General features: G+C 67.1%; 11 protein-coding genes. 5 read left to right on the top strand and 6 right to left on the bottom strand.

Features of this window, described 5'->3' with window-relative positions:
- The first annotated feature begins 107 nt into the window (after positions 1–107).
- Positions 108–635, top strand: coding sequence for a hypothetical protein (locus AB4Z37_RS20405; protein ID WP_441518577.1), 528 nt, complete (start codon positions 108–110; stop codon positions 633–635).
- Between the two features lie 7 nt (positions 636–642).
- On the opposite strand, the gene AB4Z37_RS20400 is transcribed toward AB4Z37_RS20405, so the two are convergent.
- Entirely contained in the window at positions 643–1,989 is a 1,347-nt protein-coding gene (locus AB4Z37_RS20400) for an ammonium transporter (RefSeq protein WP_441518576.1), read from the bottom strand.
- Positions 1,990–2,495: 506 nt separating this feature from the next.
- On the opposite strand from AB4Z37_RS20400, the gene AB4Z37_RS20395 reads away from it, so the two are divergent.
- The 4 genes from AB4Z37_RS20395 to AB4Z37_RS20380 all read left to right on the top strand — a co-directional run bounded on the left by AB4Z37_RS20395 (position 2,496) and on the right by AB4Z37_RS20380 (position 9,521).
- A complete protein-coding gene (locus AB4Z37_RS20395) occupies positions 2,496–3,551 on the top strand; it encodes an aspartate-semialdehyde dehydrogenase (protein WP_441518575.1) in 1,056 nt (351 codons plus the stop codon).
- A gap of 507 nt (positions 3,552–4,058) precedes the next feature.
- Positions 4,059–6,518 carry a nitrite reductase large subunit NirB gene (gene nirB / locus AB4Z37_RS20390; protein WP_441518574.1) on the top strand — a complete coding sequence of 820 codons (2,460 nt, stop codon included), beginning with the start codon at positions 4,059–4,061 and terminating at the stop codon, positions 6,516–6,518.
- On the top strand, positions 6,518–6,844 hold the full coding sequence (nirD, locus tag AB4Z37_RS20385) for a nitrite reductase small subunit NirD (RefSeq protein WP_441518573.1): 327 nt from the start codon (positions 6,518–6,520) through the stop codon (positions 6,842–6,844). The genes nirB and nirD overlap by 1 nt, the downstream gene beginning before the upstream one ends.
- A 10-nt stretch (positions 6,845–6,854) precedes the next feature.
- Complete coding sequence (locus tag AB4Z37_RS20380; RefSeq protein WP_441518572.1) at positions 6,855–9,521, top strand: molybdopterin-dependent oxidoreductase; 2,667 nt, start codon at positions 6,855–6,857, stop codon at positions 9,519–9,521.
- Position 9,522: 1 nt separating this feature from the next.
- Here the strand turns inward: AB4Z37_RS20380 and AB4Z37_RS20375 are convergent, their stop codons facing one another.
- The 5 genes from AB4Z37_RS20375 to AB4Z37_RS20355 are packed head-to-tail and all read right to left on the bottom strand — an operon-like array spanning position 9,523 to position 13,846.
- Positions 9,523–10,398, bottom strand: a complete 876-nt coding sequence (locus AB4Z37_RS20375; protein ID WP_441518571.1) for an amidohydrolase family protein — start codon at positions 10,396–10,398, stop codon at positions 9,523–9,525.
- Between the two features lie 11 nt (positions 10,399–10,409).
- Positions 10,410–10,802, bottom strand: coding sequence for a RidA family protein (locus tag AB4Z37_RS20370; RefSeq protein ID WP_441518570.1), 393 nt, complete (start codon positions 10,800–10,802; stop codon positions 10,410–10,412).
- 28 nt (positions 10,803–10,830) lie between these two features.
- Positions 10,831–11,634, bottom strand: coding sequence for a 2-oxo-hept-4-ene-1,7-dioate hydratase (hpaH, locus tag AB4Z37_RS20365; protein ID WP_441518569.1), 804 nt, complete (start codon positions 11,632–11,634; stop codon positions 10,831–10,833).
- 3 nt (positions 11,635–11,637) lie between these two features.
- Positions 11,638–12,498 (bottom strand): fumarylacetoacetate hydrolase family protein, encoded by an 861-nt coding sequence (locus AB4Z37_RS20360; RefSeq protein ID WP_441518568.1) that lies wholly within the window; start codon positions 12,496–12,498, stop codon positions 11,638–11,640.
- Between the two features lie 22 nt (positions 12,499–12,520).
- Positions 12,521–13,846 (bottom strand): MFS transporter, encoded by a 1,326-nt coding sequence (locus tag AB4Z37_RS20355; protein ID WP_441518567.1) that lies wholly within the window; start codon positions 13,844–13,846, stop codon positions 12,521–12,523.
- Position 13,847: the final 1 nt, after the last annotated feature.

The raw sequence follows: 13,847 nt of genomic DNA, 5'->3' as shown, positions 1-13,847 counted from the left end.
ATCCGATATTCCCCGCGCCGCGACGTTATCGCCGGTTGCACTTGCCGCCAGATGGCCTAGCCTGCGCCGTGCCGGGCTCTCCTCGCAGGTGCGGGCGCAGCGCTCACATGAGCCAATTGAACGAAGAGAATGTCGGCGGTTACTCGGTCACCTACAGTCGCGAAGACACCTATTTTCCGATCTATGTGACGGCCGCGGTCGCCGCGGTGTTTCTCGGCGCTGCCTGGTTCACCGCCGGCTGGTACTGGCTGCCGCTCGCCGCCGCCACCGCCGCCTTCACCTATCACAACCTGCCGATGCTGGAGAGCGGACGGCCGATCATCGGCGCCAACCAGTACGGCATCTTCATCCAGGCGCTCGGCCTGATCCGCTGGCGCGCGATCGCGCGGATCGACGTGGTGCCGATCGCCGACCGCGCCATGATCTCGCAGCAGTTGCAAATCACGCTGAATGCGCCGCTCGGCAGCGCGCTGGTGGTGGACTGGCGCCGCCAGCCGCTGTACCGGCGGCTGATGCGGCGCCCGTGGTGGCTTGGTCACGATGGCGTGGTGCGGGTCAATGTCGAGCCGCTCGACCAGCCGGCCGAGGAAATCCACCGCAGCTTCCTGCGGATGTGGCGCTTCTACCGCAGCTGACGTGGCCCTACTGCACCGCCTCCCCGTGCAGGGCAAGGTCAAGGCCCTCGCGCTCGATATTGTCGGCGACGCGCAGGCCGACCGCCATCTTCAGCACGAACAGGATCACCAGGCTAACCAAGGCGTCATAGACGATGACGATGGCGACACCGGTGCACTGGTTGACGAACTGGGCAGCATTGCCCTCGAGCACGCCGGCCGTGCCGCCATACTGCTCCACCGCGAACACCCCGGTCAGCAGCGCGCCGACGATGCCGCCGAGCGCATGCACGCCGAAGCAGTCGAGCGCATCGTCATAGCTGAACATGCGCTTCAGCCCGGTGCAGCCCCAGTAGCAGATGACGCCGGCGGCGATGCCGATGGCGAAGGCGCCGAGCGGGCCGACGAAGCCCGAGGCCGGGGTGATGGCGACAAGGCCGGCGACCGCGCCTGAGCAGATGCCGATCACCGTCGGCTTGCCGCGCTGCATCCATTCCACCAGCATCCAGGTGAAAGCCGCGACCGCGGTGGCGATCTGGGTCACCAGCATCGCCATGCCGGCCTGCATGCCCGCGGTCACCGCGGAGCCGGCGTTGAAGCCGAACCAGCCGACCCACAGCAGCGAGGCGCCGATGAAGGTCAGCACCATGTTGTGCGCAGGTCCGGTGTCGGCGCGGCGGCCGAGCATGATGGCACATATCAGCCCGGCGACGCCGGCATTGATGTGCACCACCGTGCCGCCGGCGAAATCCAGCACCCTGACCACCGCGGCGTCGTTGCCCGCGGAAAGGAAGCCGTCCGGCCCCCACACCCAGTGCGCGATCGGCGCGTAGACCAACACCGCCCACAGCCCGATGAACCACAGCATCGCCGAGAACTTCATGCGCTCGGCGAACGCGCCGGCGATCAGCGCCGGGGTGATGATCGCGAAGGTCATCTGGAAGCAGATGTAGACGCTCTCCGGAATCGTCGCCGCCAGCGGATTGGGATTGCCGATGCCGCCCTTGCCGATGTCGCTGAGGATGTCCTTGAGGAACATGCGGTCGAGGCCGCCGACGAACGGCGTGCCGGCGCGGAACGCCATGCTGTAGGTGAAGGCCGCGAACAGGATGGTGACGAGACAGGTGACGGCGAAGCTGGTCATCACCGTGTCGCCGACATTCTTCTTGCGCACCATGCCGCCGTAGAACAGCCCGAGCCCGGGGATGGTCATCAGCAGCACCAGGGCCACCGAGGTCAGCATCCAGGCGGTGTCGCCGGAATTGGGCGTGCATTTTTCGAGGATCTTGCCGCCGCAGGCCGGCGGCGCCGCATCCTGCGCCAGCGCGAAGTCGCCGCCCGCGAGCCAGGCGAGCGCAACACCTGCGAGAACCATCCAGAGAACCGTCACGCCTGAGCCGGATCGCCGGCACGCCATCGTCCCCATCGTCCCTCTCCTGTCGCGATGCTGTCGGTGTCAGTTCGTCGTTGCAGCCTGCTCCCGTGGAATCGCGCGGGGCGGTGTCTCGCGCCCCACATCCTGACCAAGAAATAATCAAGATTCGTGCCAGCGCGGGCCGCCGACCAACCCACTGACGGAGCGTCATTTCCCCCGCCGCATTCGGCAACGGCACCGCCGCCTGCTGCCTCCGGCGGCATGGCCGCCCAGGAGTTGGGCAGCAGGACCATTGCCGACAGGCACAGGCCGTGATACGCAGCGCACCATGTTCGCGACCAAAACCAGCAAAACCACCAAAACGACCGTTTCGACGGGGCGTTCGCTGGTGTTTGCGCGGTAGCCGCAACAGTCTGACCCAGCCAAAGCCTCACCCGGAGACGGATGGGGCAGGCCTTCAGAGGACAGACCCCGTCTCTCTCCGCCCCTGACCGAGAGAGACCCACATGTCCACCGCATCTGACCCCGCTTCATCACCCCGCCGCATGCCGGCTGCCCCTGTGGTCGCTATTGTCGGCGCCACCGGCGCCGTCGGCGTCGAACTCCTGACCTGCCTCGCCGCGCGCAACTTCCCGCTCGGCGGCCTGCGCCTGCTCGCATCCGCCCGCTCCGCCGGCAAGACCCTGCCGTTCCGCGGCGAAAATCTCGTCGTCGAGGAGCTGACCGAGACCAGCTTTGCCGGCGTCGACATCGCGCTGTTCTCCGCCGGCAGCGGCATCTCCAAGCAGTATGCCCGCACGGCCGTGCGCGCCGGCGCGGTGGTCGTCGACAACTCCTCCGCCTTCCGCATGGAGCCCAAGGTGCCGCTGGTGGTGCCGGAGGTGAACGGCGACGCCATCGCGGCACATCACGGCGTCATCGCCAACCCGAACTGCGTCGCCGCCATCGCCACCGTGGCGCTGGCGCCGCTGCACCGCGCAGCGCCGATCCGCCGCCTCAACATCGCGACCTATCAGGCGGCGTCGGGTGCCGGCGCCGCGGCGATGGAGGAGCTGCGCGCATCGACCGCCGCCTACCTGCGCGGCGAGCCGTTCACGCCGACCGTGCTGCCGCACCCCTACGCCTTCAACCTGTTCAGCCACAACGCCGAGGTCGATACCGACAGCGGCTACAATGGCGAGGAGCTGAAGGTCGTCGCCGAGACCCGCCGCATCATGGATACGCCGGAGCTGCCGATCGGCATCACCTGCATCCGCGTGCCGGTGCTGCGCGCCCATGCCATGGCGATCACCGTCACCTTCGACGAGGCGATGACCCCGGCCCGCGCCCGCGAGCTGCTCGCGGCGGCCGACGGCGTGCGCGTCGTCGACGACCGCGTCGCCAACCACTTCCCGATGCCGTCGGAAGCCTCCGGCCAGGACGACGTCCTCGTCGGCCGCATCCGCCCCGACCTCGGCGACCCTTCCGGCCGCAGCCTCGCGCTGTTCCTGTGCGGCGACCAGCTCCTCAAGGGCGCCGCGCTCAACGCCGTGCAGATCGCCGAGCGCCTGCTGGCGCGGTGATCGAGATGACGCCAGCCGCAGGCGGATGCCTGCGGCTGGTACTGCGGCGGATACCAGCGGCTCGCCTACGGCAGCGCCACCGCGAACGATGCGCCGCCGCATGGCGCCGATGACACGGCCACGCATGCAACGACGCATTGCCGCCGCGCGCAGCAAACCGCACCACTGAGACGCGCAGATGTGCGGCGACGGCGGCGATGATCGCGGCCGTGAATGTTGATGCAAAGATGCACAAGAGATGACCGACGTGGCTAAAAATGCGGCCGCCGACGCTCGCGACAGCTTCCCGCAGGGCCCTGCTCCGCTCGAATATGGCTTTGATCTGGCTGAATAATTTCATCCCGCGCAACTGGCATGGGTTTTGAATAAAGATCTGCATCGATCGTCACCGATGACGGTCAGCCGCCCGCGGATGGGCATCCCAACACTCTCAGAAGCTCTTCGCGCCGGACGTCGGCGCGCACTGCGTCGTCCGCGCGGTGTCGTCGGATTTTTGAAAGGCCAACCATGCTCGACAGGATGATCAAGCAGAAACTGGTGGTGATCGGCAACGGGATGGCCGGCATCCGCACCGTGGAGGCGCTGCTCGAACGCGCGCCCGATCTCTATGACATCACCGTGTTTGGCGCCGAGCCGTACGGCAACTACAACCGCATCCTGCTGTCGCCGGTGCTTGCGGGCGAGAAGACCGTCGACGACATCATGCTCAACACCGTCGACTGGTACGACGACAACAACATCACGCTGCGCAAGGGCGAAACGGTCACCATGATCGACCGCCGCACCTGCGAGGTCGTCACCGCGACCGGCGACCGCACGCCCTATGACCGCCTGCTGATCGCGACCGGCTCCAATCCGATCGTGCTGCCGCTGCCGGGCAAGGACCTCCCCGGCGTGATCGGATTCCGCGACATCCATGACGTCGACCGCATGATCGCGGCCTCGACCAGCCATCGCAACGCCATCGTGATCGGCGGCGGCCTGCTCGGGCTCGAGGCCGCCAACGGCCTGATGAAGCGCGGCATGAACGTCACTGTCGTGCACCTGCTCGACAGCCTGATGGAGCGCCAGCTCGATCCGGTCGCCGGCGGCCTGCTGCGCAAGTCGCTGGAAGAGCGTGGCATGGTGTTCAAGATGCCGGCGCAGACGAAAGCCATCCTCGGCGAGGACCGCGTCACCGGCGTGTGCTTTGCCGATGGCACCGAGCTGCCGGCCGACCTCGTCGTGATGGCGGTCGGCATCCGGCCGAACTTCGAGCTCGCGAAGAAAGCGGGACTGCACTGCGAGCGCGGCATCGTCGTCTCCGACACGATGCAGACCTATGACGGCCGCATCTACGCCGTCGGCGAATGCGTGCAGCACCGCCGCCAGACCTATGGCCTGGTCGCACCGCTGTTCGATCAGGCCAAGGTCTGCGCCAATCACCTCGCCTTGAAGGGGTTTGCCACCTATGACGGCTCGGTCACCTCGACCAAGCTCAAGGTGACCGGCATCGACCTGTTCTCCGCCGGCGACTTCGCGCCGGGCCCGGACAAGGAGGAGATCGTGCTGCAGGACGCCCATCGCGGCGTCTACAAGCGCATCATCCTCAAGGACAAGAAGATCGTCGGCGCCGTGCTCTATGGCGACACCATCGACGGCCCCTGGTACTTCCAGCACCTGCGTGACGGCACCGACGTCTCGCACATGCGCGAGCGCCTGATGTTCGGCGCCGCCAATCTCGGCGACGGCGGCCATGCCGGCCAGAACTCGGTCGCCGCGATGAGCGACCAGACCGAGATCTGCGGGTGCAACGGCGTCTGCAAGGGCACGATCGTCAAGGCGATCACCGACAAGAAACTTTTCACGCTCGACGACGTGCGGGCGCACACCAAGGCGTCGTCGTCCTGCGGCTCCTGCACCGGCCTCGTCGAGCAGGTACTGGCCTTCACCCTCGGCGGCGACTATTCGGCGGCGCCGAAGGTCAAGCCGCTGTGCGCCTGCACCGACCACAGCCATGACGACGTCCGCCGCGTCATCGTCGAGCAGAGCCTCAAGACGATCCCCGACGTCATGCGCTTCATGGAGTGGAAGACGGCCAATGGCTGCCACTCGTGCCGCCCGGCGCTCAACTATTATCTGCTCGCGACCTGGCCCGGCGAATACCGCGACGACCAGCAGTCGCGCTACATCAACGAGCGTGTCCATGCCAACATCCAGAAGGACGGCACCTATTCGGTGGTGCCGCGGATGTGGGGCGGTGTCACCACGCCGAACGAGCTGCGCGCCATCGCCGATGTCGCCGACAAATTCGGGATACCGACGGTCAAGGTCACCGGCGGCCAGCGCATCGACCTGCTCGGCGTCAAGAAGGAAGACCTGCCGGCGGTGTGGGCCGACCTCAACGACGCCGGCCTCGTCTCCGGCCATGCCTATGCCAAGGGCCTGCGCACGGTGAAGACCTGCGTCGGTTCGGAATGGTGCCGCTTCGGCACCCAGGATTCCACTGGTCTCGGCGTCAAGCTCGAGAAGTTCATGTGGGGCTCGTGGACCCCGGCCAAGGTCAAGCTCGCGGTCTCCGGCTGCCCGCGCAACTGCGCCGAGGCGACCTGCAAGGATGTCGGCGTGATCTGCGTCGACTCCGGCTACGAAATCCATTTCGCCGGCGCCGCCGGGCTGCACATCAAGGGCACCGAGTTCCTGACCAAGGTCGCGACCGAGGACGAGACGCTGGAGGTGATCGCGGCGCTGACCCAGCTCTACCGTGAGCAGGGCTGGTATCTCGAGCGCATGTACAAATGGTGCGACCGTGTCGGCCTCGACGCGATCCGCAAGCAGGTGGTCGACGATCTCAAAAACCGCAAGGCGCTGTTCGAACGCTTCGCTTATTCGCAGCAATTTTCCCAGAGCGATCCGTGGGCCGCCCGTGCCAAGCGCGGCGTCGACCGCAACGAGTTCACCCCGCTCGCCGAACTGGAGCTTGCCTGATGGAATGGCTGGAGATCGGAGCCCTCAACGACATTCCGCGTCTCGGCTCGCGCGTGGTGCGCACTTCGCACGGCGATATCGCGCTGTTCCGCACCGAGAACGACGAGGTGTTCGCGCTCGACGATCACTGCCCGCACAAGGGCGGGCCGTTGTCTCAGGGCATCGTGCACAACAGGCGCGTGACCTGCCCGCTGCACAATTTCGTCATCGAGCTCACGAGCGGTCAGGCCGTCGCGCCCGACGAAGGGTGCACGCGGTCGCATCCGGCCAAGGTCGAGAACGGCAGGGTGTGGCTGTCGATCCGCCAGGCGGCAGCGGTGAACTGACAGGGGCGCCATGTCCGTCAAGACCACCTGCCCCTATTGCGGCGTCGGCTGCGGCGTCGTCGCCACCACGGATGCCGCCGGCGTGGTCAGCATCGAGGGCGACCGGCAGCATCCGGCCAATTTCGGCCGCCTTTGCAGCAAGGGCTCGGCGCTGGCCGAGACCATCGATCTCGAGGGGCGATTGCTCGCGCCACAGATCGGCGGCGTGCCGGTGACATGGGACGCTGCGCTCGACCATGTCGCGGCGGGCTTTGGCCGCATCATCCGGGAGCATGGGCCTGACGCGGTGGCGTTCTATGTCTCCGGTCAGCTGCTGACCGAGGACTATTACGTCGTCAACAAGCTGGCGAAGGGCTTTGTCGGCACCGCCAACATCGACACCAATTCGCGCCTGTGCATGTCGTCGAGCGTCGCCGGCCACAAGCGGGCCTTCGGCAGCGACACCGTGCCGGGCTGCTATGAGGACCTCGAACAGGCCGACCTCCTGGTGCTGGTCGGCTCGAACGCAGCCTGGTGCCATCCGATCCTGCATCAGCGCATGCTGGCGGCGAAGGAGAAGAACCCGGCCTGCCGCATTGTGGTGATCGACCCGCGACGCACGGCGACCTGCGAGGGCGCGGACCTGCATCTGCCGCTGCGCTCGGGCAGCGACGCCGTGCTGTTCAACGGCCTGCTGGCTTTCCTCGCCGGCAGCGGCGCCGTCGATCACACCTTTGTCGATGGCTGCACGACCGGTGCGGCGGCCGCGCTTGAACAGGTCGCAGGCCAGACCGCCGCTGACACGGCGGCGACCTGCGGCTTGACGGAAGGCGCCGTCACGCTGTTCTTCGACTGGTTCGCCCGGACCGAACGCATCGTCACGCTCTATTCGCAAGGCATCAACCAGTCGACCAGCGGCACCGACAAGGTCAACGCCATCATCAATTGCCACCTGCTGACCGGCCGCATCGGCCGGCCCGGCATGGGGCCGTTCTCGCTGACCGGCCAGCCCAACGCCATGGGCGGTCGCGAGGTCGGCGGGCTCGCCAATCAGCTTGCCGCGCATATGGAGCTCGACAGGCCCGACCACCGCGACCTGGTGCAGCGCTTCTGGCGCGCGCCGGTGATCGCGCAGCAGGCCGGACTCAAAGCGGTCGAGATGTTCGACGCCATCGCCGATGGCCGCATCAAGGCCGTCTGGATCATGTCGACCAACCCGGTGGTCAGCCTGCCGGACGCCGACCGCGCGCGCGCCGCCCTGGACGCCTGCGAGCTGGTGGTGGTGTCCGATTGCATGCATTCAACCGACACAACGCGCCATGCCGACGTGCTGCTGCCGGCGCTGGCGTGGGGCGAGAAGGACGGCACCGTCACCAATTCCGAGCGCCGCATGTCGCGGCAGCGCGCCTTCCTCCCCGCCCCGGGCGAGGCGCGCGCCGACTGGCGCATCATCTGCGACGTCGCCCGCCGCATGGGCTATGCAGGCTTCGACTATGCGGGCGTCGCCGACATCTTTCGCGAACATGCCGCCCTGTCCGGCTTCGAGAACGACGGCGCGCGCGACTTCGACATTTCCGCGCTCGCGACCATCGACGACCGCGCCTATCACGCGCTGGCGCCGGTGCAGTGGCCGGTGACACCGGAATATCCGACCGGCACGGCGCGGATGTTCGAGACGCCGAGCTTCTTCACCCCTGACCGCAAGGCGCGGTTCGTGGCGGTGGCGCCGCGCCCGCCCCGCCATGCCACCAGCCGCGCGCATCCGCTGGTGCTGAACACCGGACGCGTCCGCGACCAGTGGCACACCATGACGCGGACCGGCAAAACCGCGCGGCTGCTCGCGCATGTCTTCGAGCCCTACGCCGAATTCCATCCCGATGATGCCCGGCTGGCGGGGCTGAAGCCCGACGCGCTGGCGCGCCTGACAAGCCCGTGGGGCGAGATGATCGCGCGTGTCGTGGTCACGGCCGAGCAGCGGCGCGGCTGCGTGTTCGTGCCGATGCACTGGAACGAGGCGTTCGCCGGCGAAGGCCGGGTCAACGCCCTGGTCAACCCGGCGACCGATCCGGTGTCCGGCCAGCCGGAGTCCAAGCACACGCCGGTCGTGGCCGCTCCCTACTCGCCGAAATGGCACGCCTTCATCCTGAGCCGCAGCGAAATCAAGCGTCCGGACGGGGGGTACTGGGTCCATGGCAAGGCGGGCCAGTGCTGGCGGCTGGAATTGGCCGGCGACGCGCGCCCGGAGAGCTGGCGCGACTGGGCGCAGGCCCAGCTCGGCCTCGCGGACACCGAGATCGAATGGCTCGCCTATCGCGACCCGACCGCGGGACGCTTCCGCTATGCTGCCGTGCGTGACGGCCGGCTGGAGGGCTGCGTGTTCATCGCGCCCGATCATGCGCTGGTGTCGCGCGCCTGGCTGATCAGCCTGTTCGCGGAGGACCAGCTGCCCGCGAGCGCGCGGATGTCGCTGCTCGCCGGGCGGCCGCTCGGCAACGGCGAGGACATCGGAGCGATCGTCTGCTCCTGCTTCAGCGTCGGCCGCAACCAGATCGCTTCCGAAATCCGCAAGGGCGCAACTTCCGTCGATGCCATCGGCCGCTGCCTGAAAGCCGGCACCAACTGCGGCGCCTGCCGGCCGGAGATCGCGAAACTGCTGACCGCCGCCAGCCTCCAGCCACGCGAGGCGGTCACGTCCTAGTCTAGAGGGGAAACCCAAACAGCTTCGCCGGATTGCGGACGAGAACGTTCTCGAGCGTCGCCTCGTCCGGAGCGAACCGGTACATCAGTTCCAGCAGATCCGCGTCATTGGGCGGCTGCACGACCGAGACCGGATGCGGCCAGTCGCTCGCCCACACGCAGCGCTCGGGAGCAGCCTCGAGATAGGCGCGCGCAATCGGGATCACATCGTCCCAGGGCGGACCGGCCTTCGAGGTTTTCTCGCCGAGCGACAGCATCACCCAGAAATTACCCCCCGCGAGAAGCTCCAGCATCGTGCGCAAGTTGGGGTCGTCGCTGCCGCGCGTCGGGTCCGGGCGCGCCATGTGATCGATCAGCACGGGCACATCGAGCGAGCGGTACTTCTCCACGCTCGAGATGATGCCGTCCTTTTCCGGCTGGATCTTCACATACCAGCCGAGCTCGCGGATGCGGGCGATCGCGCGGGCGAAATCCTTGTCCGAGAGCACCGCGCCCAGTTCCTGACGAAAGCTGAAGCGTGCGCCGCGCACGCCCGCATCGTGCAGCCTTGCGAGATAGGCGTCGCTCGCTTCGGCAAACACCAGCGCGTTGGCGCAGCCACGGTAGTTCGGGCCCATGGCGGCGAGGCCGTCGAGCACCACCGCATGATCGGCGCCGTAGGTCGTGGTCTGGACGATGACGCCCCGCTCGATGCCCAGCGCCTTGTGCATGCGCAGGGCCGCCTCCCAGGTCGCGGTCGGCATCTGATAGGCGGCACCGGGGCGCACGGGATATTTGTCCGGCGGACCGAGCACATGAAACTGGCTGTCGACGGTCCTCCGTGGCGGCAGTCGCGACGGCCGGCGCGGGTCGGGATGAAAGGGCAGATAGGTCGGCACGGCCAGCTCCTCTAATCGATCACCGCGGTGAAGTCGCACTGCACCAGCGCGCCACCGTCCATCTCCATCGCCAGCGCGTGGCGGGCCGGCCGCGAATGCTCGTCGGGGAACATCTTCAGCCATTCGACATTGAGCGGCCCGCGCTGCGAGCGATCCTTGAGCCAGACCGTCATCTTGATGATGTCGTCGGTGCTGCCGCCGGCCGCCTCCACTGTCGCCTTCATATGCGCGAACATGTTGGCGCACTGGACCGCCAGGCTCTCGGGCATGCTGCCGGTCGCCGGATCGCGGCCGAGGATGACGCCGGACATCACGACATTGCCGATACGGCAGGCATTGGGAATCGGATTGGCGTGCGTGAAGCCGCCGATGTGGATGCTTCTGCGCCGTGCTTGGGCCGTCATGACGCGGTCTCCCCTTGTTTTGCCGTGCTCAGACGAACTGACAGGACACCGAACCGAAGGTGCCGTAGTCCGCGTGGAAGGTATCGCCGCGACGGATATCGATCGGGCGGGTGAACGATCCGGCGAGCACGACCTCGCCGGCCGCAAGATGCGCGTCGTGCTGCGCCAGGCGATTGGCAAGCCAGGCGATGCCATTGGCCGGATGGTTGAGGACGCCGGCGGCAAGGCCGGTCTCCTCGATCTGGCCGTTGCGAAACAGCAGCGCGCCGACCCAGCGCAGGTCCGTGTCCAGCGGCCGAAACGGCCGTCCGCCGACCACCAGCGCGGCATTCGCGGCATTGTCCGAGATCGTGTCCATGACCTTCCGCGTCCGGCCGGTCTCAGGGTCGACGCGGTGCATGCGGGTCTCGAGAATTTCGAGCGCCGCGGTCACATAGTCGGTGGCGTTGAGCACGTCGAAGATGGTGCAGTCCGGTCCGCGCAGCGGCGCCTTCAGCACGAACGCCAGCTCGACCTCGATGCGCGGCGCGTGAAAGCGGTCGAAGGGGATCGCGCTCGCATCCTGATAGAACATGTCCGCGAACAGGACGCCGAAATCCGGCTCCGCGATGCCGACAGCATTCTGCATCGCTTTCGAGGTCAACCCGATCTTGTGTCCCTTGATGATGCGGCCGCGCTGCAGCTGCAGCTCCGTCCATGCCCGCTGAATCGCATAGGCATCCTCGATCGTGAGATCCGGATAGTCCTGCGTGAACATCGTGATCAGCGTCTTGGCCTGCTCGGCCTCGTCGAGGCGCTGCGCGAGACGCGCGATGGTGGCGTGATCGAGCATGGCTCAGGCCTCGGCGACGACGGCGTTGCGCAGCACCCCGATCGCCGGCGACTCGACCTCGACGACATCGCCAGGGCGGAGCCAGCGCGGCGGATCGAAGCGCGCGCCGGCGCCGGTCGGCGTTCCCGTCGCGATCATGTCGCCAGGCTTGAGGGTGGCGAACGTCGAGAGGTAAGCGATCAGGGCGTCGAACGGAAACATCAGGCGCGCAGTGGTGTCCTGCTGGCGGACTTCCCCGTTCACGCGCGTGATGATCTCATGTGGACCTCGCGGATCGCATTCATCCGATGTCACGATCCAGGGGCCGATGCTGCCGGAGCGATCGAAATTCTTGCCTTGCGTGACGTTGAACTTGCCGTGGTGCAGCCAGTCACGCACGCTGCCTTCGTTGCACAGCGTCATGCCGAAGATGTGCGACCAGGCGGCCTCGCGCGGAATGTGCCGTCCCTCTTTGCCGATCACGATGACGAGTTCGCCCTCATAGTCGAGCTGCTCGGAGACAGCGGGCTTCTCGATGCCCTGCCCCGCGCCGACCACGGACGACATGTTGCGCACGAACAGGCTCGGGTACTTGGGCAGATCCGAGTTGTCCTTGTACTCGGCGTTGCGGTCCATGTAGTTCACGCCGATGCACCAGAGCTTTTCCGGGGTCAGCACCGGCGGCAGCAACGCCAGCTCGACCAGGGCGTGATCGGGCGTTTCGCCCGCGACGACCTCTTTGGCCCGGCCAAGTCCGTCACCGGCGATCAGCGCCTTCAGGTCGGGAAAATACCGCCCGATCCGCCGGGAGAGATCGACCACCCCGCCTTCGACGGCTGCGCCATAGCGCGCTTCGCCGTTCACCAGATAACTCAACAGTCGCATGTGATGATCCCTCTGGCCCGTGTCAGGCGGCCTGCCTGCCGAGATCTCTCTTGCCGACTCCCGCCAGCTCGCGTCCCCGCGTTTCCGGCAGCGACAATGTCATCACCAGGAACAGGACGATGGCCGGCGCGACCACCAGCATCCCCGTGGCAAGCTCGCCGCCGAACGCCGCTGCGGCGAGCGGAACGACCACCGGCGCCAGGCTGCCGACGCCGCGCCCCGCCATGTAGACGACGGAGACCGCCGTCGAGCGAACCTCGATGGGATAGATCTCCGACAGCCAGGTGCCGACGACGCCAAGCGCCGAATTGCCGATCACGAAGGCGATGTAGGTCCAGAACATCGGGAAGCCGAGCAGGCTGCCGGCGTATTTGTCGTGCGCGAACAGGTAGAGGCAGCCGGCCATCACCGCCCACGACACCCCCGGCACGAGCGCCCCGAAGCGGCGGCCGAACGCGTCGTTGAGCGCACCCATGCTGATGTACGAGCAGCCGCCGACGATGGAGGCGATCACCGAGATGTTGCGCACCACTTCAGGCGGCGCGGCGAGCGATTTCTGCATCAGCGTCGGCATGAAAACGACCACGCCGTAGTAGGAGAACATGTAGGCCATCATCCAGGCGAGACACATCACCGAAATCCGCAGCAGTTTCCCTCTGAACATCAGCACCAGCGTGTTCGTGGTGCTGACCGTCCGCTCGACCAGGCCGCTCTTGCGCGCGCGGTCGAACTGCAGCCACGCCTTCGATTCCGGCATGAAGAAGCGGATGAAGATCATCAGCACCAGCGGCGCCCCGCCGGTGAGCAGCGCAATGCGCCATCCCCATTCGAGGCTGAAGGAGGTGGTGGCCCAGACGCCGACAATGGACGCGCCGGCACTGGCCAGCACCGCACTGCCCTGGATGAACGCGCTGCCGAGACCGCGACGATCCTTGTTCCAGGCTTCGTTGAACAGCACCATGCCGGCGCCCCACTCGCCGCCGAGGCCGACGCCGGTGATGAAGCGCAGGATCGCGAGGCTGGGATAGTTCCAGGCGAACGCGGAGGCGATCGAGCCGGCCGCGAACACGCCGAGCGTGAGCTGCAGCGCCTGCTTGCGGCCGATGCGGTCGCCGAGCCAGCCGAACAGCGCGCCGCCGATGACCGATCCGGCCAGGGTCAGGCTGGTGATGCTCGCCACATGGGCCAGCGAGATGTCGAGCGAAGCCTGGATCGAGCTCATCAGGAACGGCATGATGAGGACGTCGTAGAGGTCGAGCGCGAAGCCCAGCATGCAGGAGACGATGATCGCGGCGCGCTCGCGCGTCGTATAGGCGCCGCTTCCGGACAGCGAGGACTCTTCATTCATG

The sequence above is a fragment of the Bradyrhizobium sp. 2TAF24 genome (assembly GCF_052115025.1).
Taxonomy (GTDB): domain Bacteria; phylum Pseudomonadota; class Alphaproteobacteria; order Rhizobiales; family Xanthobacteraceae; genus Bradyrhizobium_A.
Note: the sequence above shows the minus strand (reverse complement) of the source record. Positions and strands in the feature narration are given on the sequence as shown.

What these genes read in the sequence shown, in the direction of transcription:
- AB4Z37_RS20405 (WP_441518577.1), top strand. Translation starts at nt 108, where the DNA reads ATGAGCCAATTGAACGAAGAGAATGTCGGCGGTTACTCGGTCACCTAC.
- AB4Z37_RS20400 (WP_441518576.1), bottom strand. Translation starts at nt 1,989, where the DNA reads ATGGTTCTCGCAGGTGTTGCGCTCGCCTGGCTCGCGGGCGGCGACTTC.
- AB4Z37_RS20395 (WP_441518575.1), top strand. Translation starts at nt 2,496, where the DNA reads ATGTCCACCGCATCTGACCCCGCTTCATCACCCCGCCGCATGCCGGCT.
- nirB (WP_441518574.1), top strand. Translation starts at nt 4,059, where the DNA reads ATGCTCGACAGGATGATCAAGCAGAAACTGGTGGTGATCGGCAACGGG.
- nirD (WP_441518573.1), top strand. Translation starts at nt 6,518, where the DNA reads ATGGAATGGCTGGAGATCGGAGCCCTCAACGACATTCCGCGTCTCGGC.
- AB4Z37_RS20380 (WP_441518572.1), top strand. Translation starts at nt 6,855, where the DNA reads ATGTCCGTCAAGACCACCTGCCCCTATTGCGGCGTCGGCTGCGGCGTC.
- AB4Z37_RS20370 (WP_441518570.1), bottom strand. Translation starts at nt 10,802, where the DNA reads ATGACGGCCCAAGCACGGCGCAGAAGCATCCACATCGGCGGCTTCACG.
- hpaH (WP_441518569.1), bottom strand. Translation starts at nt 11,634, where the DNA reads ATGCTCGATCACGCCACCATCGCGCGTCTCGCGCAGCGCCTCGACGAG.
- AB4Z37_RS20360 (WP_441518568.1), bottom strand. Translation starts at nt 12,498, where the DNA reads ATGCGACTGTTGAGTTATCTGGTGAACGGCGAAGCGCGCTATGGCGCA.
- AB4Z37_RS20355 (WP_441518567.1), bottom strand. Translation starts at nt 13,846, where the DNA reads ATGAATGAAGAGTCCTCGCTGTCCGGAAGCGGCGCCTATACGACGCGC.